This window comes from Mycobacterium kiyosense (assembly GCA_021654635.1).
GTDB lineage: Bacteria > Actinomycetota > Actinomycetes > Mycobacteriales > Mycobacteriaceae > Mycobacterium > Mycobacterium kiyosense.
This window is the reverse complement of sequence record AP025179.1, coordinates 1,026,586-1,047,521: the sequence shown is the minus strand read 5'-3', so window position 1 is coordinate 1,047,521 and position 20,936 is coordinate 1,026,586. Positions and strand designations below refer to the sequence as shown.

Here is a 20,936-nt window from a genome sequence, read left to right as displayed (position 1 = left end):
CAGACTTACTTGATGATCTTGGTGACCCGGCCGGCGCCGACGGTGCGGCCACCTTCCCGGATCGCGAACCGCAGCCCCTCGTCCATGGCGACGGGCTGGATCAGCTTCACCGAGATGTTGGTGTTGTCACCGGGCATCACCATTTCGGTGCCCTCCGGCAGCGTCACCACACCGGTCACGTCGGTGGTGCGGAAGTAGAACTGCGGACGGTAGTTGTTGAAGAACGGCGTGTGCCGGCCGCCCTCGTCCTTGGACAGGATGTAGACCTGGCCCTCGAACTCGGTGTGCGGCGTGGTGGTGCCGGGCTTGATGACGACCTGACCGCGCTCGACGTCCTCACGCTTGACACCACGCAGCAGCAGACCGACGTTGTCGCCGGCCTGACCCTGGTCGAGCAGCTTGCGGAACATCTCCACACCGGTGACCGTGGTCTTGGTGGTGGTCGGGCGGATGCCGACGATCTCGACTTCCTCGTTCACGTTGACCACGCCGCGCTCCACCCGACCGGTGACCACGGTGCCGCGGCCGGTGATGGTGAAGACGTCCTCGACGGGCATCAGGAACGGCTTGTCGGTCTCGCGGACCGGGTCCGGAATCGACTCGTCGACCGCGTCCATCAGCTGCTCGACCGACTCGACCCACTTGGCGTCGCCCTCGAGCGCCTTGAGCGCCGAGACCCGAACCACCGGGGCGTCCTCGTCGAACTCCTGGGCGGCCAGCAACTCGCGGACCTCCATCTCGACGAGCTCGAGCAGCTCCTCGTCGTCGACGGCGTCCGACTTGTTCAGCGCCACCAGGATGTAGGGCACGCCCACCTGACGCGCGAGCAGCACGTGCTCACGGGTCTGCGGCATCGGGCCGTCGGTCGCCGCGACCACCAGAATCGCGCCGTCCATCTGGGCGGCACCGGTGATCATGTTCTTGATGTAGTCCGCGTGGCCGGGGGCGTCGACGTGCGCGTAGTGACGCTTCTCCGTCTGGTACTCCACGTGCGCGATGTTGATCGTGATACCGCGCTGACGCTCCTCAGGAGCGTTGTCGATCTGGTCGAACGCCTTGGACTCGTTGAGGTCCGGGTACTTGTCGTGCAGGACCTTGGTGATAGCCGCGGTCAGGGTGGTCTTGCCGTGGTCAACGTGACCGATGGTCCCGATGTTGACGTGGGGCTTGGTCCGCTGGAACTTCGCCTTCGCCACTTCTGTGTCCTCCTGGACTGTTGGTGCTCGTTAAAGCAGTTTTGATTTTTCTAGGTTTTGCCGCGGTTGTAACCGGGCCAGGTTACTCCTGGCTGAAGATCACTCGCCGGTCGCCTTGGCGATGATTTCCTTCGACACGTTCGCCGGCACTTCGGCGTAGGAGTCGAACACCATGGAGTAGTTCGCCCGGCCTTGCGTCTTGGACCGCAGGTCGCCGACATAGCCGAACATCTCCGACAGCGGCACGTGCGCCTTGACGACACGTGCGCTCCTGCCCGCTCCTCCATGGCCTGGATCTGGCCACGGCGGGAGTTCAGGTCGCCGATCACATCACCCATGTAGTCCTCGGGTGTGGTGACCTCGACGGCCATGATCGGTTCCAGGATCACCGGCTGCGCTTGCTGCGCAGCCTTCTTCAGAACCTGCGAACCGGCGATCTTGAACGCCATTTCCGACGAGTCAACCTCGTGGAAAGCGCCGTCGAGCAGCGTGACCTTCAAGTTCACCAGGGGGGTAGCCGGCCAGCACGCCGTACTGCATGGCGTCCTGCGCACCGGCATCCACCGACGGGATGTACTCGCGCGGGATGCGCCCACCGGTGACCTTGCTCTCGAACTCGTAGGTGGCGCCGTCCTCGCTGGTGAAGGGCTCCAGGCTGATCTGCACCTTGGCGAACTGACCCGAGCCACCGGTCTGCTTCTTGTGGGTGAACTCGACGTTCTCCACCTTGCGCTTGATGGTCTCCTTGTAGGCCACCTGCGGCTTGCCGACGTTCGCCTCGACCTTGAATTCGCGGCGCATCCGGTCCACCAGAATGTCCAGGTGCAGCTCGCCCATCCCGCCGATCACGGTCTGGCCGGTCTCCTGGTCCAAGTGCACCTTGAAGGTGGGATCCTCCTCGGCGAGCTTCTGGATCGACAGGCTCAGCTTCTCCTGGTCGCTCTTGGTCTTGGGCTCGATGGCCACCTCGATCACCGGGTCCGGAAAGGTCATCGACTCCAGCACGACCTGGTTGTTCGGGTCGCACAAGGTGTCGCCGGTGGTGGTGTCCTTCAGCCCGATCACCGCGTAGATGTGGCCCGCCGAAGCGGTTTCGACCGGGTTCTCCTTATTCGAGTGCATCTGGAACAGCTTGCCCAGCCGCTCCTTCTTGCCCTTGGTCGCGTTGATGACCTGCGAACCGGAGTCGACCTTGCCCGAGTACACCCGGACGTAGGTCAGCTTCCCGAAGAACGGGTGCGCCGCGACCTTGAACGCCAGCGCCGAGAACGGCTCGTCGGTGGACGGCTTGCGGACGATCTCCTCGTCCTCCTTGCCCGGGGCGTGGCCCACGGCCGGCGGCACGTCCAGCGGCGACGGCAGGTAGTCGACGACGGCGTCCAGCATGGGCTGCACGCCCTTGTTCTTGAACGCGCTGCCGCACAGCACCGGGTACGCCTCGGAGCTGATCGTCAGCTTGCGCAGCGCAGCCTTGATCTCCTCGACGGTGAGTTCCTCGCCGCCCAGGTACTTCTCCAGCAGCGCCTCGTCGGTCTCGGCGACCGCCTCGAGCAGCTTGGTGCGGTACTCGTCGGCCCGCTCGGTCAGATCGGCCGGGATCTCGATGGTGTCGTAGGTCTCGCCCAGCTTGGTCTCGCCCCGCCACACCTTGGCGTTCATCTCGACCAGGTCGACGACGCCCTCGAAGTCGCCCTCGGAACCGATCGGCAACTGCACCGGAATGACGTTGGCGCCCAACCGCTCTTCCATGGTGCGCACCGAGAAGTAGAAGTCGGCGCCGATCTTGTCCATCTTGTTGACGAAGCAGATGCGCGGGACGTCGTACTTGTCGGCCTGCCGCCAGACCTGCTCGGACTGCGGCTCGACGCCCTCCTTGCCGTCGAACACCGCAACAGCGCCGTCCAGCACCCGCAACGAGCGCTCCACCTCGACGGTGAAGTCGACGTGCCCGGGGGTGTCGATCAGGTTGATCTGGTGGTCTTTCCAGAACGTCGTGGTAGCGGCCGAGGTGATGGTGATACCCCGCTCCTGCTCCTGCTCCATCCAGTCCATGGTGGCGGCACCGTCGTGCACCTCACCGATCTTGTAGCTGATACCGGTGTAGTAGAGGATGCGCTCGGTGGTCGTGGTCTTGCCGGCATCGATGTGCGCCATGATGCCGATGTTGCGGACCTTGCTCAGGTCGGTCAGCACGTCCTTCTGTGCCACAGAAGTCTTCCCACTCTTTCGATTGCTTGGTTAGTTCGCTGTCAGCGCTCCGGCTACTGCGCCGGCTGCGTCACCAGCGATAGTGCGCGAAGGCGCGGTTTGCCTCGGCCATCTTGTGGGTGTCCTCACGCCGCTTGACGGAGGCACCCAGGCCGTTGCTGGCATCGAGGATCTCGTTGGCCAGCCGCTCGACCATCGTCTTCTCCCGGCGCTGCCGCGAGAAGCTGACCAGCCAGCGCAGTGCCAGCGTGGTGGACCGGTCCGGACGCACCTCGACGGGCACCTGGTAGGTCGCGCCGCCGACGCGGCGGCTACGCACCTCCAGAGCGGGCTTGACGTTGTCCAGAGCACGCTTGAGGGTGATCACCGGGTCGGTGCCGGTCTTGTCGCGGGCCTGCTCGAGCGCACCATAGACAATGCGTTCGGCCAGCGATTTCTTCCCCCTGCAGCAAAACCTTGTTCACCAGCTGGGTGACCAGCTGCGACCCGTAGACCGGGTCGTTGACCAACGGACGCTTGGGTGCGGGCCCCCTTGCGCGGCATCAGCTCTTCTCCTTCTTGGCGCCGTAACGGCTGCGAGCCTGCTTGCGGTTCTTCACGCCCTGGGTGTCCAGCGAACCGCGAATGATCTTGTAACGGACACCGGGCAGGTCCTTCACCCGGCCGCCACGCACCAGCACCATCGAGTGCTCCTGCAGGTTGTGCCCTTCACCGGGAATGTAGGCGGTCACCTCGACCTGGCTGGTCAGCTTCACACGGGCGACCTTCCGGAGCGCCGAGTTCGGCTTCTTCGGGGTGGTGGTGTACACGCGAGTGCACACGCCACGACGCTGCGGGCTGCCCTTCAGAGCCGCGGTCTTGACCTTGGCGATCTTGTCGCGACGACCCTTGCGGACCAGCTGCTGGATGGTTGGCATCTACCGGCTTTCTCTGTCTCTCGTTCTACGTCAAGTCTCTGTACTGCAGTTATGCCCCGCGAAGGGGTTCACTCGTCACCCCACGTCCGGGCGTGTCGCATACGCGGGGCACCGGAGCCAGCTCCGATGCGTCGTGGACATGCGAATTAGCCCGGCATTCGTTCCCTTACGTCAGGCGCCGTAAGCCGCCAGGCACGAGCCACCACAATACCCGCCGCTGGTCTGGCAGGTCAAAGCGGTCCTTCCACCGGCGCCGGAGCGGTCAGCGGAGCACATCCCGGTCGGCGGACACCGCGCTGCGGGTGTCCATGCTAGCCGCCAGCCGTAACACCATGTCGGAGAAGACGGCGTCGGTGTCGATGTCGTCCATCACGCCGGTCATCTCCAGCAGCACGAAGCCGTGCATCGCCGACCAGAACTCCAGCGCGGCGTAGAACGCGTCCTCGCCGTCCAGGCCGTAGGACGACAGCACCGCGATGACCGGTGCCGCCGCCCCCTTGGTCGCAGCCGAGTACTCGGGGTCCTCGCCACCGAACGGCATCCGGGTGAACGCCGAGTACCGGCCCGGATGGTGATGCGCGTAGCTGCGGTAGGCGCCGGCCATGACCAGCACGGCGTCGTCGCGGGCCCGGCCCTCCCCGACCCGATTCAGCATCGTGATAATGTCGTCGATGACCCGGATGCGCACCGCCCGGCGCAAGTCCTCGAGGCTGTCGACATGGTTGTACAGCGACGGCCCCTTGGTCCCGAGCTGGGTGGCCAGGGCGTTGATGGTCAGCGAATCCCAGCCCTCGCGGTCCAGGAACGTCAGCGCGCCCTCGACGATGCCGTCGCGACTCAGCTTGGCCTGGCGGGTCCCGGACTTCCCGCCGCGCGCGCGGGCACCGGTCGACGGTGGATCCGGCTGAGCTGCCATGGCGGTTCGCCCTTCGGTTCAGATGGCCGTTCAACTAATGACTCTAGTTGACTCCGACCAGCAGCGGCCGACACCCACGCGCGGTTCTCGTGTTGGGTCTGTCGTCCCACCGGCCCTTCGACGTAGGCTCAGACGCACATCACCCGCCCGACGACAGGGGGGCCCGCAGTGAGATGGACAACCGCCGCCGCAGCACTGGCACTCAGTGCGTCGAGCATTGCTGCCATCTGCGCCGCCCCGGCCCCGGTCGCGCATGCCAAGAACGGCGACACCCACATCACCGGGCAGGGCATCGAGACGACGATCGACTGCAATGACTCCACCCTGATCGTCAACGGGACCGCCAACATCGTCACCGCCAAGGGCACCTGCTGGGCGGTCACGATGATGGGGACGTCCAACACCGTCATCGCCGACACGGTGATCAACGACATCACGGTCTACGGCTACGACGGCACCGTGTTCTTCCACAACGGCGACCCGTTCATCTGGGACCGCGGTCGCGAATTGGGCATGACCAACCGGATCCAGCGCGTCGGCGCCTGAACCCAGCCAACCCCTCAAACCTGGAGAGGATCGAAAAACTATGCGCGCCAACACAACTGGTTTACCGCCTCGGGTGAGGGGGCTGGCGGCCCTGGTGGGCGCGCTGTCTGTCGCCGGCGCGGCAGCGCTGGTCGGCTGCAGTTCGACCGCCACCCCGCCAGGTGGCAGCAGCTCGGCTTCGTCGTCGGCCAAGTCGTCGACAGCCACGTCGAGTAGCGGCACGGCGGAGACGACCACCGGCGAGAACGGCCCCACCATCAGCACCTCGGTGCAGGTGGGCAACACCGTGGTCTACGCATACAAGGGGCAGACCGCCACCATCTCGTGCGAAGAGGGCAAGTCGCTGAACGTCACCGGGTCGGACAACACCCTGACCGTCAACGGCAACTGCGACACCGTCAGCGTCGGCGGGATGAACAACAAGATCACCATCGACAACGTCAAGACCCGCATCACCGTGCTGGGGATGGACAACACCATCACCTACAAGAACGGCGACCCGAAGGTCGACAAGATCGGCCCCGGCAACACCGTCACCAAGGGTTAAACGCGGCTAATCGGCGGCCGCGCCGTGTCGGCCGGCGCCCGCGGCGAACCGCGATGCGCCCTCCAGTGACTCGGCGGCCACCCGGGAGATGCTGGCGAACTCGAGGTCCATCGCCGCGGACTCGGGCAGACCCCACTGGTGCATCGCCGACAGCCGGTCCGAGCGCAGACACTGCTGCGGCAGCGCGGCCAGCTCGGCGGCCAGCCGCTGCGCCGCCTGCAGCGCTTCACCGTTGGGGACCACCCGGTTGGCCAGCCCGATCGCCAGCGCTTCGTCGGCCTTGACCGGACGGCCGGTGAGGATCATGTCCATCGCCCGGCTATGCCCGATCAACCGCGGCAACCGCACCGTGCCGCCGTCGATCAACGGAACCCCCCAGCGACGGCAGAACACCCCGAACACCGCGTCCTGCTCGGCCACCCGCAGATCGCACCACAGCGCCAGCTCCAGACCACCCGCCACCGCGTAGCCGTCCACCGCGGCAATCACCGGTTTGGACAACATCATTCGCGACGGACCCATCGGGCCGGGCCCGCTGCGGTGCACGGAGTTGGCCTCCGATGTGCCGAACGCTTTCAAATCCGCTCCCGCACAGAAGGTTCCGCCCTCCCCCCGTAGAATTGCGACCGAAGCGGACTCGTCACGGTCGAATTGCTCGAACGCGGTGTACAGCGCGGCCGCCGTCGGTCCGTTGACGGCGTTGCGCGCCTGCGGCCGGTTGATGCTCACCGTGGTCACCGGGCCGTTGCGCTCTACCCGCACCAGATCGCTCATGTCGCCTCCTGCAGTTCTCGTTCCGCCTCGTCGCGTCGCCGGGCCAGTTCGGCGGCGAAATCGTGGTAGGCCGCCCGCAACCGGGCACCCGGCCAGTCGGTGGGCAGCAGTTCGTCGGGCAGCATCGGATCGGTCAGCAGATGCCGCACCATCGCCGCGGCCACCACGAACCGCTCCGGGACCTCCGTGGCCCGCGCGATCTCGTCGAGGAGCCGGTGCCCGACGGCCACCCACTCGGCCAGGTCCCACAGCTGGCCGGCCAACTGCACCGGGGCGTCGTCGCGCGCAGTCAGTACCCGCACCCGGGCGGCGACGTCGAGATCCAGGCTCAGGCCGAGGTTGTCCGGCCGCATCCACACGCCCTCACGTAACTCACCGAACCTGCTGTCGTGCATGGTGTTTCGCAGCGCGGCGCGGGTCCGGGGGTCGGTGCCCACGCTGGTGACGACGACCAGGTGCCAGGTGCCGCGCCAGGGCAGGGTGGGCGGGCGCATGGCCTCGTCCTGACGGCGCTGGCGGGCCAGCAATCGCTCCGAGAGGCGGTAACCGTCGGCGGAGCGGATCAGGTCACCGGCACTGACCATGCGGGTCAAGGCCACCCGCAGGGTGGTCTCCTTGATCCCGAAATCAGCTGTCAGCCTGATCAATTCGCTGGCGCTGGCCCACGCGGGGTGGGCCCCCAGCAAGACGCTGAGCACCACCGACCGGGCGGTCATCTTCCGCATGGCCTACACCTGGGACGCTTGCCGGCCGTAGTCACCGAACGGCTCGTCGCGGTGCTTGACCGCGTCGCGAAAGCCGTGCTCGACCGCGTCGGCGACGAACGCATGCCCCTCCGGCGTGTGCCGGGCGATGCCGTCGAAAACGGTGCTGACCATCTGACTGGTGGCCACGCCCTGCTGCAGCAGCGGCGCATTGAGCGCCAGCTTGATCATGATCAACTGGTTGACCGGGAGCGCGGCGATCCGTTGCACCAGCCGTTCGGTGCGCTCGTCGAGGTCCTGCGGATCGGGCGCCTCGACCGCCAGACCCCACTCGGCGGCCTGCGCGCCGGTGATGCAATCGCCGGTGAACAACAGCCGTTTGGCACGCTGATCGCCGAGTCGATGCGCCCACAGCCCCGCCGCCGGAACGCCCCACACCCGGGTCGGCGGGTAGCCGATCTTGGCGTCGGCGGCCGCGATCACCTGGTCGGCGTGCAGCGCGATGTCGGTGCCGCCGGCCACGCAGTAGCCGTGGATCTTGACCACGGTCGGCTTGTCGGCATGCATCAGGCTGGCGAACCCGCGCACGAACCGGCTCATCATCTGGTAGTCGATCATCGGGTCCCACGGCTGATTCGGCAGGTGGTTGATGCCCTGGGTCTTACCGTCGAGCACGGTGCCGCTGTACGCACCCGTCCCGCCGGCCGAGCCGGTGCCGTCGGCGTACGCGGACAGGTCGAAACCCGCGCAGAACCCCTCGCCGCGCCCGGAGACCAGGATGACGTGGACGTTGGGGTCGAGGTCGGCGCGCTCGACACACGCCGAGAGCTCCAGCGGCGTGTCGGCGATGATCGCGTTGCCCTTCTCGGGCCGGTTGAAGGTGATGCGAGCGACCCGGTCGGTGACCTGGTAGGTCATCGTCTTCAGGTTGTCGAAGTCGACGGGCCTGATCGCGTGCGTCATCAGCCCTTGACCAGCGCACGCTCGAGGATCGGCGCCAGATCCAGCCCGGCGGGCATGGTGCCGAACGCCCCACCCCACTGACCGCCGAGCCGGGTGGCCAGGAACGCCTCGGCGACCGCGGGATGTCCGTGGCGCACCAGCAGCGAACCCTGCAGCGCCAGACAGATGTCCTCGGCGACCTTGCGGGCCCGGTACTGAATGGTGTCCAGGTCGGCCAGTTCGGTTCGCAGCGCCGCCACGTGGCTGTCCAGCCTGGGGTCCTGACCGTGCGTCTGGCCCAGCTCGTCGAACAGCACCTCGACGGATTCCGGACGAGTTTCCATGGCGCGCAACGTATCCAGCGCGCTGACATTGCCCGATCCCTCCCAGATGCCCATCAGCGGGGCCTCTCGGTACAGCCGCGGCATGCCGGAGTCCTCGACATAACCGTTGCCGCCCAGGCACTCCAGCGCTTCCGCGGCGTGCGGCGTGGCCCGCTTGCACACCCAGTACTTGCTGGCCGCCAGGCCGATGCGACGCAACAGCGCCTCGCGCTGGTCACCGCGCACCGCCTGGTCGGTGGCCCCGGCCATCCGGAACGCGACCATGGTCGCGGCCTCGGCCTCCACCGCAAGATCGGCCAGCACGTTGCGCATCAACGGCTGGTCGATCAGGTAGGCGCCGAAGGCTTTTCGGTGCTGGGCATGATAGACGGCGCGGGTCAGCCCGGTGCGCATGCTGGTGGCGCTGCCCAGCGTGCAGTCCAGCCGGGTGAGGTTGACCATCTCGATGATGGTCGGCACGCCGCGACCCTCCTCACCCACCAACCACGCGGTGGCGCCGTCGTATTCGACCTCGCTGGAGGCGTTGGCGTGGTTACCGAGTTTGTCCTTGAGGCGCTGCAGGAACATCCGGTTACGGGTGCCGTCGGGCAGGATCCGCGGCAACATGAAGCAGCTCAAGCCTTTTGGCGCCTGCGCGAGCACCAGGAAGATGTCGCACATCGGCGCCGAGGTGAACCACTTGTGCCCGACCAGTGTGTAGGTGCCGTCGGCATTGGGACTGGCCTGCGTGGTGCCGGCGCGCACATCGGAGCCGCCCTGCTTCTCCGTCATCGACATGCCCGCGGTGATACCGGGCTTGGCGGTGGCCACCTTGAGCTCGGGATCGTACTCGCGGCTGGTCAGCAGTGGCTCGTAGACGGCCGCCAGCTCCGGGTTGAACCGCAGCGCCGGGACCACCGCGTAGGTCATCGAAATCGGGCAGACGTGGCCCGGTTCCACCGTCCACACCGACGTCTTGGCCGCGCGCACCACGTGGGCGCCCGCCCGGTCGTCGGCCCAGGGCGCAGCGTGCAGACCGTGGGCGATCGCGGTGCGCATCAATTCGTGATAGGCCGGGTCGTACTCGACCTCGTCGATGCGGTGACCCGTTTGGTCGTGGGTGTGCAGCACGGGCCTGTTGCGGTCGGCCAGCTCGCCCCAGCGCTGCGCGGTGCGGCTGCCATTGATGGCTCCGAGTTCGGTCACCTCGTCCAGCCCCCATTGCCCGCCCTCGCGGATCAGGGCCTCGACGATGAGCGGTGACGTGGCGGGGTTGTAGTTCTCCAGCGGCGGGACTTGGTTGGTGACGACGTGCGTATCCGGCATGACCTCGATATTACATTTTTCCGACAACCGCACAAGATCCGTAATGTGCGGTCAGCCGCCCGTCTTCTCCCGCAGAAACGCGATGTCGTCCTTGCGGCCTTCCTCGGCCGTCTCGCAGATCACCGGAGCGTCCGCAGCCTTCACCGCCGCGACGAGCAACTCGGGGTCGATCTCACCGGCACCGAGGTTGGCGTGCCGGTCCCGGCCCGAACCGGGGGCGTCCTTGGAGTCGTTGCAGTGCACCAGGTCGATGCGACCGGTGATCGCCTTGATCCGGTCCACCGCATCCACCAACGCCTCGCCCGCCGCCCAGGTATGACAGGTGTCCAGGCAGAAGCCAATGCCGGTGTCGCCGATGACATCCCAGAGGCGGGCGATGGTGTCGAAGTGGCGTGCCATCGCGTGGTCGCCGCCCGCGGTGTTCTCCAGATAGACCGGGACCTCGGTGCGCAGCTGGTCGAGCGCCTTACGCCAGCGGGCGAACCCCGCGTCCAGGTCGCTGTCGTCGGCAACGTGGCCACCGTGCACGATCACCGCCGCTGCGCCGATCTCAGCGGCCGCGTCACAGGTCTGCTGCAGGATCTTGCGCGACGGAATTCGCACCTTGTTGTTGGCCGACGCCACGTTGATCAGGTACGGCGCGTGCACATAGATGGGCAGTTTCGCAGCCTTGAGCGCCGCCGCGTCGTCACGCGGTTTGGGCGCCTTCCAACTCTGCGGATTGCCGAGGAAGATCTGCACCACGTCGGCGCCTTCAGCCTGCGCCGAGGCCAGCGGATCCTGTGGGCTTACATGTGAACCGATCAGCACCCTGGCGAGTTTAACGAGACACCCCGACACGGCGCATATGGTGTGAATCCGTAGGAACACCGGTCGTGGAGGGTGCGGCGATGGCTTCGGAGAGACTTTCGGCCGGGCTGTCGGCTGGGCTTTCGGTCGGGCGGGGCATCTCCGACATCACCGGCGAAGCGGCCGACTGCGGCATGCTCGGGTACGGCAAGATCGAGCAGCGCACCGCCGGCATCCATCTCCGATTGCGTTCGCGCGCTTTCGTTTTCGACGACGGGCGGCAACGGGTGCTGCTAGTGGTCGCCGAGCTGCCGTTGCCCATGCAGAACGTGACCGACGAGGTGCTGCGCCTGCTGGCAATGTCCTACGGCAACACCTACACCGCCGGCAACACGCTGATCACCACCACCCACACCCACGCCGGTCCCGGCGGGTACTGCGGCCAGCTGTTGTACAACTTGTCGACCGGCGGCTTCCGGCCGGCCACCTTCACCGCGATCGTCGACGGAATCGTCGAGTCCATCCGGCACGCCCACGAAGACCTGGCGCCCGCGGAGGTACTGCTGTCCCACGGTGAACTGCACGACGCGAGCATCAACAGGTCGCCGTCGTCGTTCGACCGCAACCCGGCATCCGACCGGGACTTCTTCCCCGGCCGCATCGACCCGCTCACCACCCTGATCCAGATCGACCGGGGCCAGGACACCGTGGGCGCAATCCACTTCTTCGCCACCCACGGCACCAGCATGACCAACCGCAACCTGCTCATCACCGGAGACAACAAGGGCTTCGCCGCCCACCACTGGGAGCGCACCGTGCGCGGCGCCGATTACCTGGCCGGTCAACCCGAATTCGTCGGCGCGTTCGCCCAGACCAACGCGGGTGACATGAGCCCGCACGTCGACGGTCCCGTCGACTACGGGCCGCGCCGCTCCGAGGACGAAAGGGCCAACACCCGGCGGATCGGACTGGCCCAATTCGAGGATGCGTCAGCACAATTGGGCAGCGGCACGCCGATCGGCACCGACGTCGACGCCCGGTTCACCTACGTCGACCTGACCGACGTGCTGGTCGGCGGGCAGTACACACCCGACGGCCGCGAGCACCGCACCGGCCGGCCGATGATCGCCGCCGCGATGTTCGCCGGGACCGACGAAGGGGAAGGCTTCCCCGGGTTCAGACAGGGGCGAAATTTTCTCTGGGACAACATATCCCGCTTGGTATACCGGCTCGGCGCCAGAACACGGGCGGCGCAGGAACCCAAGGGCATGGTGATTCCGGCGCACCTGCTGAACCGGTTGCAGCCCTTCATCCAGGAGACAGTGCCGGTACAACTGATCCGGATCGGGCGCCTTTATCTGATCGGCATTCCCGGCGAGCCGACCATCACCTCGGGCCTGCGGCTGCGTCGCACCGTGGCGTCGATCCTCGGAGCTGATCTGAATGACGTGCTGTGCGTGGGCTATTCGAACGCCTACATCCATTACGTGACCACGCCCGAGGAATACCTCGAGCAGCGTTACGAGGGCGGCAGCACCCTGTTCGGGCGCTGGGAGCTGCCCGCCCTCATGCAGACCGTCGCCGCGCTGGCCGAAGCGATGCGTGATGGCCGACCGGTGTCGCCCGGCGGCGGGCCGCGGCGCCGTAAACCACGCAGCTGGCTGCGGGTACCGCCCGCCGACAACGGCTCCTTCGGCGCGATCCTGGCACAGCCGGACGGGACGTACCGGCCCGGCGACACGGTGGAAGCCGCGTTCGTCAGCGGTTATCCGAACAACGACTTGCACCGCAACAGCACCTTTCTGGAAGTGCTGCACCTCGCGCAAGGCCAGTGGACGCGGGTCGCCGACGACGGCGACTGGTCGACCACATTCGAGTGGGAGCGCGAGGGGCGAGCCGGGTCGCGCGTCCGGATCCGGTGGGAGATCCCCGCCGACGCCGCGGCCGGGCAGTACCGCATCGTCCACCACGGCGCGACCCGGGACCGGCACGGCCGCATCGAGCCGTTCCGGTCGACGACGCACGAGTTCACCGTGCGCTAGAGGGCGCACATCACCACCCCTGTCCGCCGAACATCACGCCAGCGCAACCGTCGACGCCGAGCGTCACGCTGGCGTGACGCTCGGGCGGAAGGTTGGGGCCGACGGCGGGCGGGCGCACAAGCAGCAAACGCCGCGCGATACGAACAGCCCCCGCGGCCCCAAAGTCGGGGCGGCGGGGGCTGATTCGCTCGTATCGTTTACCGGTAGTCGGAGTAACCGTAGTCGTCCAGCGGGACCGCGGCACCGGTGGCCTGACCGAAGTCCGGGCTGTAGTACTGATCCTCGTAGGACGGGATCGTGTACGCCGCGGCGCGGGCCTCCTCGGTCGGCTGCACCTGGATGTTGCGGTACCGGTTGATGCCGGTACCGGCCGGGATCAGCTTTCCGATGATCACGTTCTCCTTCAGACCGTTGAGCTTGTCGCTGCGGCAGTTGATCGCCGCATCGGTCAGCACCCGGGTGGTCTCCTGGAACGACGCCGCGGACAACCACGAGTCGGTGGCCAGCGATGCCTTGGTGATACCCATCAGCACCGGACGGCCGGCCGCGGGCTCGCCACCCTCGGCAACCACCCGGCGGTTCTCCGCCTCGAACTCGGCACGGTCGATCAGCGAGCCGGGCAGGAACTCCGTCGAGCCCGAGTCGATGATGGTGACCCGGCGCAGCATCTGGCGCACGATCACCTCGATGTGCTTGTCGTGGATCGACACACCCTGCGCCCGGTACACCTCCTGGACCTCGCGGACCAGGTGGATCTGCACCTCGCGCGGGCCCTGCACACGCAGCACCTCGTGCGGGTCGGCCGAGCCTTCCATCAATTGCTGACCCACCTCGACGTGGTCGCCGTCGGACAGCACCCGCTCGGAGCCGTCCTCGTGCTTGAACACCCGCAGCCGCTGACGCTTGGAGAGCTTGTCGTAGACCACTTCCTCGCCGCCGTCGTCGGGGACGATGGTGATCTTGTAGAAGCGCTCCCCGTCCTCGAGCCGAACCCGACCGGTGACGTCGGCGATGGGTGCCTTGCCGCGCGGGACGCGCGCCTCGAACAGCTCCTGGACACGCGGCAGACCGCCGGTGATGTCCTCACCCACACCACCCTGGTGGAAGGTACGCATGGTCAGCTGCGTGCCGGGCTCACCGATGGACTGGGCGGCGACGATGCCGACCGCCTCACCGATGTCGACCAGCTTGCCGGTGGCCATCGAGCGGCCGTAGCAGGTGGCGCAGACGCCGGTGCCGGTGGTGCAGGTGAGCACCGAACGCACCTTGATCTGCGTGATACCCGCGGCCAGCAGCGCCTCGATCGACGGGTCACCCAGGTCCTCGCCACGGGCGACGACGACGTTGCCCGCCTCGTCGACCGCGTCGGCTCCCAAAGTCCGTGCGTACGCCGAGGTTTCGATGTACGGGTCACGGATCAGGGTGCCGTCGGGCTGACGCTCGGCCAACTCGACGATGATGCCCCGCTCGGTCTCGCAGTCGTGCTCGCGCACGATGACGTCCTGGCTGACGTCCACCAGACGACGGGTCAGGTAACCCGAGTCGGCGGTACGCAACGCGGTGTCCGCCAAGCCCTTTCGCGCGCCGTGGGTGTTGATGAAGTACTCCAGCACGGTCAGGCCCTCACGGAAGGAGGACTTGACCGGACGCGGGATGAACTCACCCTTGGGGTTGGTCACCAGACCCTTCATGCCGGCCAGCGTCCGGGTCTGGGTGAAGTTACCCGTGGCACCCGAGTCGACGATGGTGATGATCGGGTTGTCGCTGGGGTAGTGCTCCCGCAGCGCCTGACCCACCTCGTCGGTGGCTTCCTTCCAGATCTCCACCAGCGCCTCGTTGCGCTCGTCGTGGTTCAAAGCACCACGCTGGAACTGCTTTTCGACCTTCTCGGCCCGCTCCTCGTAGTGGTCGAGGATCTCCTTCTTCCGCGGCGGCACCAGCACGTCGGCCATCGAGACCGTGACGCCACTGCGCGTCGCCCAGTAGAAGCCGGCGTCCTTGAGCTTGTCCACGGTCTGCGCGACCACGATCATCGGGTAGCGCTCGGCCAGGTCGTTGATGATCGACGCCTGCACCTTCTTGTGCATCTGCTTGTTCACGAACGGGTAGCCCAGCGGCAGCAGTTCGTTGAACAGCACCCGGCCCAGCGTCGTCTCGGCCACCCAGGCGTCGCCCGGCTGCCAGCCGTTGGCGCCGAACAGCGCGGCCTCGATCTCGGCCGGCGGACGCAGCTGCGTCAACCGCACCTTGATCTTGGCGCGCACCGACAGCACACCGCGGTCGGCCGCCATGATCGCCTCGGCCGGTGAGGAGTACACACCGGACTCCGGCGTGTCCTGCCCGGCCGGCCGGTACTCGCCCTTGTCGCCCTCGACCTCGGTGGTCAGGAAGTACAGCCCGGTCACCATGTCCAGCCGCGGCATGGCCAGCGGGCGGCCGGATGCCGGCGACAGGATGTTGTTGCTCGACAGCATCAGGATGCGCGCCTCGGCCTGCGCCTCCGCCGAAAGCGGCAGGTGCACGGCCATCTGGTCGCCGTCGAAGTCGGCGTTGAACGCCTCACACACCAACGGGTGCAGCTGAATTGCCTTGCCTTCCACCAGCATCGGCTCGAAGGCCTGGATACCCAGCCGGTGCAGGGTGGGTGCACGGTTCAGCAGCACCGGGTGCTCGGCGATGACTTCTTCGAGCACGTCCCACACCTGGGGCCGCTGACGCTCCACCATCCGCTTGGCGCTCTTGATGTTCTGCGCGTGGTTGAGGTCGACCAGGCGCTTCATCACGAACGGCTTGAACAGCTCGAGCGCCATCAGCTTGGGCAGACCGCACTGGTGCAGCTTGAGTTGCGGGCCGACCACGATGACCGAACGGCCCGAGTAGTCGACCCGCTTACCGAGCAGGTTCTGCCGGAACCGGCCCTGCTTGCCCTTGAGCAGGTCGCTCAGCGACTTCAGCGGACGGTTACCCGGACCCGTGACGGGCCGGCCGCGGCGGCCGTTGTCGAACAGCGCGTCGACGGACTCCTGCAGCATCCGCTTCTCGTTGTTGACGATGATCTCGGGCGCGCCGAGGTCGATCAGTCGCTTCAACCGGTTGTTGCGGTTGATCACGCGGCGGTACAGGTCGTTCAGGTCGGACGTGGCGAACCGGCCACCGTCGAGCTGCACCATGGGGCGCAGCTCCGGCGGGATCACCGGCACCGCGTCGAGCACCATGCCCATCGGGGAGTTGCCCGACTGCTGGAACGCGGCCACCACCTTGAGGCGCTTGAGGGCACGAAGCTTCTTCTGCCCCTTGCCGTTTCGGATGACATCCCGCAACTGCTCGGCCTCGGCGTCGATGTCGAAGTTCTCGATCAGCTTCTGGATCGACTCCGCGCCCATGGCACCGGTGAAGTACTCGCCGTAGCGGTCCTGCAGCTCGCGGTACAGGTTCTCGTCCACGATCAACTGCTTGGGAGCGAGCTTGGTGAACGTGTTCCAGATGTCGTCGAGCCGGTCCAGCTCGCGCTGGGCGCGGTCGCGCAGCTGACGCATCTCGCGCTCACCGCCGTCGCGGACCTTGCGCTTGGCGTCGGCCTTGGCGCCCTCGGCCTCCAGCTCGGCCAGGTCGGCCTCGAGCTTCTGCGCGCGGGCTTCCAGGTCGGCGTCGCGCTGGTCCTCGACGGCCTTGCGCTCGACCACCATCTCGGCCTCGAGCGTGGACAGCTCGTTGTGCCGCATCTCGTCGTCGACCGCGGTGATCACATACGCGGCGAAGTAGATGATCTTTTCCAGGTCCTTCGGGGCCAGGTCGAGCAGGTAGCCCAACCGCGAGGGCACGCCCTTGAAGTACCAGATGTGGGTGACCGGAGCGGCCAGCTCGATGTGACCCATCCGCTCCCGACGCACTTTGGCGCGGGTGACCTCGACGCCGCAGCGCTCACAGATGATGCCCTTGAAGCGCACCCGCTTGTACTTGCCGCAGTAGCACTCCCAGTCGCGAGTCGGTCCGAAGATCTTCTCGCAGAACAGGCCGTCCTTCTCAGGCTTGAGCGTGCGGTAGTTGATGGTCTCCGGCTTCTTGACCTCACCGTAGGACCACTGACGGATGTCCTCCGCGGTAGCCAGGCCGATCCGGAGTTCATCGAAGAAGTTGACGTCTAGCACGTAACTCCCTTTCCCCTTGCGGGATTAGCTCGGTTATTAGTTCTTCGCGCGAGCGCTCACAAATTAGGCAAGGTCCTCTACCGAAGCAGATTCGTTGCGCGACAAGTTGATTCCCAGGTTGGCGGCAGCCCGTTCCAGGTCCTCGTCCTCGCCCTCGCGCAGCTCGATGGCCGCACCGTCGGACGAGAGCACCTCGACGTTGAGGCACAGCGACTGCAGCTCCTTGAGCAGCACCTTGAACGACTCGGGGATGCCGGGCTCGGGGATGTTCTCGCCCTTGACGATCGCCTCGTAGACCTTGACCCGCCCGACGGTGTCGTCGGACTTGATGGTCAGCAGCTCCTGCAGCGTGTACGCGGCACCGTAGGCCTGCATGGCCCAGCACTCCATCTCACCGAACCGCTGACCGCCGAACTGCGCCTTACCGCCCAGCGGCTGCTGGGTGATCATCGAGTACGGGCCGGTCGAGCGGGCGTGGATCTTGTCGTCCACCAGGTGGTGCAGCTTCATGATGTACATGTAGCCGACCGTGACCGGGTACGGGAACGGCTCCCCGCTGCGCCCGTCGAAGAGCACCGCCTTGCCGTCCTCGTTGACCAGCACCTCGCCGTCGCGGTTGGGCAGCGTGGCCGACAGCAGGCCCTGCAGCTCCTCCTCCTTGGCGCCGTCGAACACCGGCGTGGAGACGATCTGGTTCGGCTGGGCGTGGCGCAGATCCTCGGGCAGGTTCGCCGCCCACTCCGGACTGCCCTCGATGTTCCAGCCGGCCTTGGCCACCCACCCGAGGTGGGTCTCCAGGATCTGGCCGATGTTCATCCGTCGCGGCACCCCGTGGGTATTCAGGATGATGTCCACCGGGGTTCCGTCCGGCAGGAACGGCATGTCCTCCACCGGCAGGATCTTGCCGATGACGCCCTTGTTGCCGTGCCGGCCGGCCAGCTTGTCGCCGTCGGAGATCTTGCGCTTCTGGGCCACGTACACGCGGACCAGCTCGTTGACGCCGGCGGGCAGCTCGTCGTCATCCTCGCGGGAGAACACCCGGATGCCGATGACCTTGCCGGACTCGCCGTGCGGCACCTTCAGGGAGGTGTCGCGGACCTCGCGGGCCTTCTCGCCGAAGATCGCGCGCAGCAGCCGCTCTTCCGGGGTCAGCTCGGTCTCACCCTTGGGTGTGACCTTGCCGACCAGGATGTCGCCGTCGCGAACCTCGGCGCCGATACGCACGATGCCCCGCTCGTCCAGGTCCGCCAGCACCTCGTCGGAGACGTTCGGGATGTCCCGGGTGATCTCCTCGGCGCCCAGCTTGGTGTCGCGGGCGTCGATCTCGTGCTCCTCGATGTGGATCGAGGTCAACACGTCCTCTTCAACCAGGCGGTTGGACAGGATGATGGCGTCCTCGTAGTTGTGGCCCTCCCACGGCATGATCGCCACCAGCAGGTTCTTGCCCAGGGCCATCTCACCGTTCTCGGTGCAGGGGCCGTCGGCGATCACCTGGCCGGCTTCCACCCGGTCGCCGGCGTCGACGATCGGCGACTGGTTGGCGCAGGTGCCGTGGTTGGAGCGGGCGAACTTGCGCATCCGGTAGGTGCGCCGGGTGCCCTCGTCGTGCATGACGGTGATGTAGTCGGCCGAGACCTCCTCGATCACGCCCGCCTTCTCGGCGACGACGACGTCGCCGGCGTCGATGGCCGCCCGCAGCTCCATGCCGGTGCCCACCAGCGGTGCCTCGCTGCGCACCAGCGGAACCGCCTGACGCTGCATGTTCGCGCCCATCAGGGCGCGGTTGGCGTCGTCGTGCTCGAGGAACGGGATCATCGCGGTGGCCACCGACACCATCTGGCGCGGTGACACGTCCATGTAGTCCACCTCGGATGACGGCACGTACTCCACCTCACCGGCCTTGCGGCGGACCAGGACGCGCGGCTCGATGAAGCGACCCTCGGCGTCGATCGGCGAGTTGGCCTGCGCCACGACGTGGCGGTCCTCCTCGTCGGCGGTCAGGTAGTGGATCTCGTCCGAGACCACACCGTCGACGACTTTCCGGTAAGGCGTCTCGATGAAGCCGAACGGGTTGACCCGCGCGTACACCGACAGCGACCCGATCAGACCGATGTTCGGGCCTTCCGGCGTCTCGATCGGGCACATCCGGCCGTAGTGCGACGGGTGCACGTCGCGGACCTCCAGGCCGGCACGCTCACGGGACAGACCACCCGGGCCCAGCGCCGACAGACGACGCTTGTGGGTCAGACCCGACAGCGGGTTGTTCTGGTCCATGAACTGCGACAGCTGGCTGGTGCCGAAGAACTCCTTGATCGCGGCGACGACGGGCCGGATGTTGATCAGGGTCTGCGGCGTGATCGCCTCGACGTCCTGAGTGGTCATCCGCTCGCGCACGACACGCTCCATGCGGGACATGCCGACCCGGATCTGGTTCTGGATCAGCTCGCCCACGGTGCGCAACCGGCGGTTGCCGAAGTGGTCGATGTCGTCGGTCTCCACCGGCACCTCGGTGCCGCCGGGAACCGTCATCGAGTGCTGGCCCTCGTGCAGGCGCACCAGGTACTCGATGGTGGCGACCACGTCTTCCTCGGTCAGCGTCGAGCTGGTGATCGGATCCCCGACATGCAGGCCGAGCTTCTTGTTGACCTTGTACCGGCCCACCCGGGCCAGGTCGTAACGCTTCTCCTTGAAGAACAGGTTCTCCAGCAGGGTCTGCGCGGACTCCTTGGTCGGCGGTTCGCCCGGACGCAGCTTGCGGTAGATGTCCAGCAGCGCCTCGTCGGTGCCGGCGGTGTTGTCCTTCTCCAGCGTGCCCATCATGATCTCGGAGAAGCCGAACCGCTCGTGGATCTGCTCGTTGGTCCAGCCCAGGGCCTTGAGCAGCACGGTGACCGGCTGGCGGCGCTTGCGGTCGATGCGCACACCCACGGTGTCGCGCTTGTCGACGTCGAACTCCAGCCACGCGCCGCGGCTGGGGATCACCTTGACGCTGTGCAGCGTCTTCTCGGTGGACTTGTCGATGGTCTCGTCGAAATACACACCGGGCGACCGGACCAGCTGGCTGACCACGACACGCTCGGTGCCGTTGATGATGAAGGTGCCCTTCTCGGTCATCATCGGGAAGTCACCCATGAACACCGTCTGGCTCTTGATCTCGCCGGTGTTGTTGTTGATGAACTCGGCGGTGACGAACAGCGGGGCCGCGTACGTCATGTCCTTGTCTTTGCACTCGTCGACCGGCGCCTTGACCTCGTCAAAGCGCGGGTCGGAGAAAGACAGCGACATCGAGCCCGAGAAGTCCTCGATCGGCGAGAGCTCGTGCAGTACTTCTTCGAGCCCACCCATCTGGTTGACGTCGCCGCGCTTGGCGGCAGTGTCGCGCCAACGCTGGGAGCCGATCAGCCACTCGAACGAGTCGGTCTGAACGTCGAGCAACCCGGGGACCTCGAGGGGTTCGCGCAACTTGGCGAAGGAAACCCGGTTGGGCGCTCCGGGTACCGAACTGTTCGAAGAACTTTGTGGGCTACCTGTGTTGCTCTGGCGGAAATCGGCCAAGAT

The 20,936-nt window shown here is 66.6% G+C and carries 13 protein-coding genes and 2 pseudogenes; 3 read left to right on the top strand and 12 right to left on the bottom strand.

Annotated features, from left to right (window positions below; all coding sequences use genetic code 11):
- Positions 1-5: 5 nt before the first annotated feature.
- From tuf to L6444_RS04895, 5 genes and pseudogenes are all read right to left on the bottom strand, one after another.
- Positions 6-1,196: an elongation factor Tu gene (gene tuf, locus L6444_RS04915; RefSeq protein ID WP_236981115.1), complete on the bottom strand. Its 1,191-nt coding sequence runs from the start codon at positions 1,194-1,196 to the stop codon at positions 6-8.
- A 99-nt stretch (positions 1,197-1,295) separates the two neighbouring features.
- Positions 1,296-3,404: pseudogene (gene fusA, locus L6444_RS04910) on the bottom strand (elongation factor G).
- Between the two features lie 70 nt (positions 3,405-3,474).
- Positions 3,475-3,947, bottom strand: a pseudogene (gene rpsG, locus L6444_RS04905) (30S ribosomal protein S7).
- A complete protein-coding gene (gene rpsL / locus L6444_RS04900) occupies positions 3,947-4,321 on the bottom strand; it encodes a 30S ribosomal protein S12 (protein WP_007167812.1) in 375 nt (124 codons plus the stop codon). The pseudogene rpsG and the gene rpsL overlap by 1 nt, the downstream one beginning before the upstream one ends.
- 262 nt (positions 4,322-4,583) lie before the next feature.
- Positions 4,584-5,237 carry a TetR/AcrR family transcriptional regulator gene (locus L6444_RS04895; protein WP_236981113.1) on the bottom strand — a complete coding sequence of 218 codons (654 nt, stop codon included), beginning with the start codon at positions 5,235-5,237 and terminating at the stop codon, positions 4,584-4,586.
- A gap of 168 nt (positions 5,238-5,405) precedes the next feature.
- Between L6444_RS04895 and L6444_RS04890 the strand changes: the two genes are divergently transcribed.
- On the top strand, positions 5,406-5,783 hold the full coding sequence (locus tag L6444_RS04890) for a DUF3060 domain-containing protein (RefSeq protein ID WP_236981111.1): 378 nt from the start codon (positions 5,406-5,408) through the stop codon (positions 5,781-5,783).
- A 40-nt stretch (positions 5,784-5,823) separates the two neighbouring features.
- Complete coding sequence (locus L6444_RS04885) at positions 5,824-6,330, top strand: DUF3060 domain-containing protein (protein ID WP_236981109.1); 507 nt, start codon at positions 5,824-5,826, stop codon at positions 6,328-6,330.
- A gap of 6 nt (positions 6,331-6,336) precedes the next feature.
- On the opposite strand, the gene L6444_RS04880 is transcribed toward L6444_RS04885, so the two are convergent.
- Genes L6444_RS04880 through L6444_RS04860 form a run of 5 tightly spaced genes read right to left on the bottom strand, consistent with a single transcriptional unit; the run spans position 6,337 to position 11,209 of the window.
- On the bottom strand, positions 6,337-7,104 hold the full coding sequence (locus tag L6444_RS04880; protein ID WP_236981107.1) for a crotonase/enoyl-CoA hydratase family protein: 768 nt from the start codon (positions 7,102-7,104) through the stop codon (positions 6,337-6,339).
- Complete coding sequence (locus L6444_RS04875) at positions 7,101-7,829, bottom strand: PaaX family transcriptional regulator C-terminal domain-containing protein (protein ID WP_236981105.1); 729 nt, start codon at positions 7,827-7,829, stop codon at positions 7,101-7,103. The genes L6444_RS04880 and L6444_RS04875 overlap by 4 nt, the downstream gene beginning before the upstream one ends.
- Positions 7,830-7,832: 3 nt before the next feature.
- Complete coding sequence (locus L6444_RS04870; protein ID WP_236981103.1) at positions 7,833-8,771, bottom strand: crotonase/enoyl-CoA hydratase family protein; 939 nt, start codon at positions 8,769-8,771, stop codon at positions 7,833-7,835.
- Complete coding sequence (locus L6444_RS04865) at positions 8,771-10,399, bottom strand: acyl-CoA dehydrogenase family protein (protein WP_236981101.1); 1,629 nt, start codon at positions 10,397-10,399, stop codon at positions 8,771-8,773. Before L6444_RS04865 ends, L6444_RS04870 begins: the two co-directional genes overlap by 1 nt.
- A 51-nt stretch (positions 10,400-10,450) precedes the next feature.
- Complete coding sequence (locus L6444_RS04860) at positions 10,451-11,209, bottom strand: deoxyribonuclease IV (protein ID WP_236981099.1); 759 nt, start codon at positions 11,207-11,209, stop codon at positions 10,451-10,453.
- A gap of 80 nt (positions 11,210-11,289) precedes the next feature.
- Here L6444_RS04860 and L6444_RS04855 point away from each other — a divergent pair, with 80 nt between their 5' ends.
- On the top strand, positions 11,290-13,230 hold the full coding sequence (locus L6444_RS04855; protein ID WP_236981097.1) for a neutral ceramidase: 1,941 nt from the start codon (positions 11,290-11,292) through the stop codon (positions 13,228-13,230).
- A 197-nt stretch (positions 13,231-13,427) separates the two neighbouring features.
- On the opposite strand, the gene L6444_RS04850 is transcribed toward L6444_RS04855, so the two are convergent.
- Together L6444_RS04850 and rpoB are read right to left on the bottom strand one after the other, a co-directional pair.
- On the bottom strand, positions 13,428-17,378 hold the full coding sequence (locus L6444_RS04850; protein ID WP_236981095.1) for a DNA-directed RNA polymerase subunit beta': 3,951 nt from the start codon (positions 17,376-17,378) through the stop codon (positions 13,428-13,430).
- A gap of 63 nt (positions 17,379-17,441) precedes the next feature.
- Positions 17,442-20,933, bottom strand: a complete 3,492-nt coding sequence (gene rpoB / locus L6444_RS04845; RefSeq protein ID WP_370653077.1) for a DNA-directed RNA polymerase subunit beta — start codon at positions 20,931-20,933, stop codon at positions 17,442-17,444.
- Positions 20,934-20,936 lie beyond the last annotated feature (3 nt).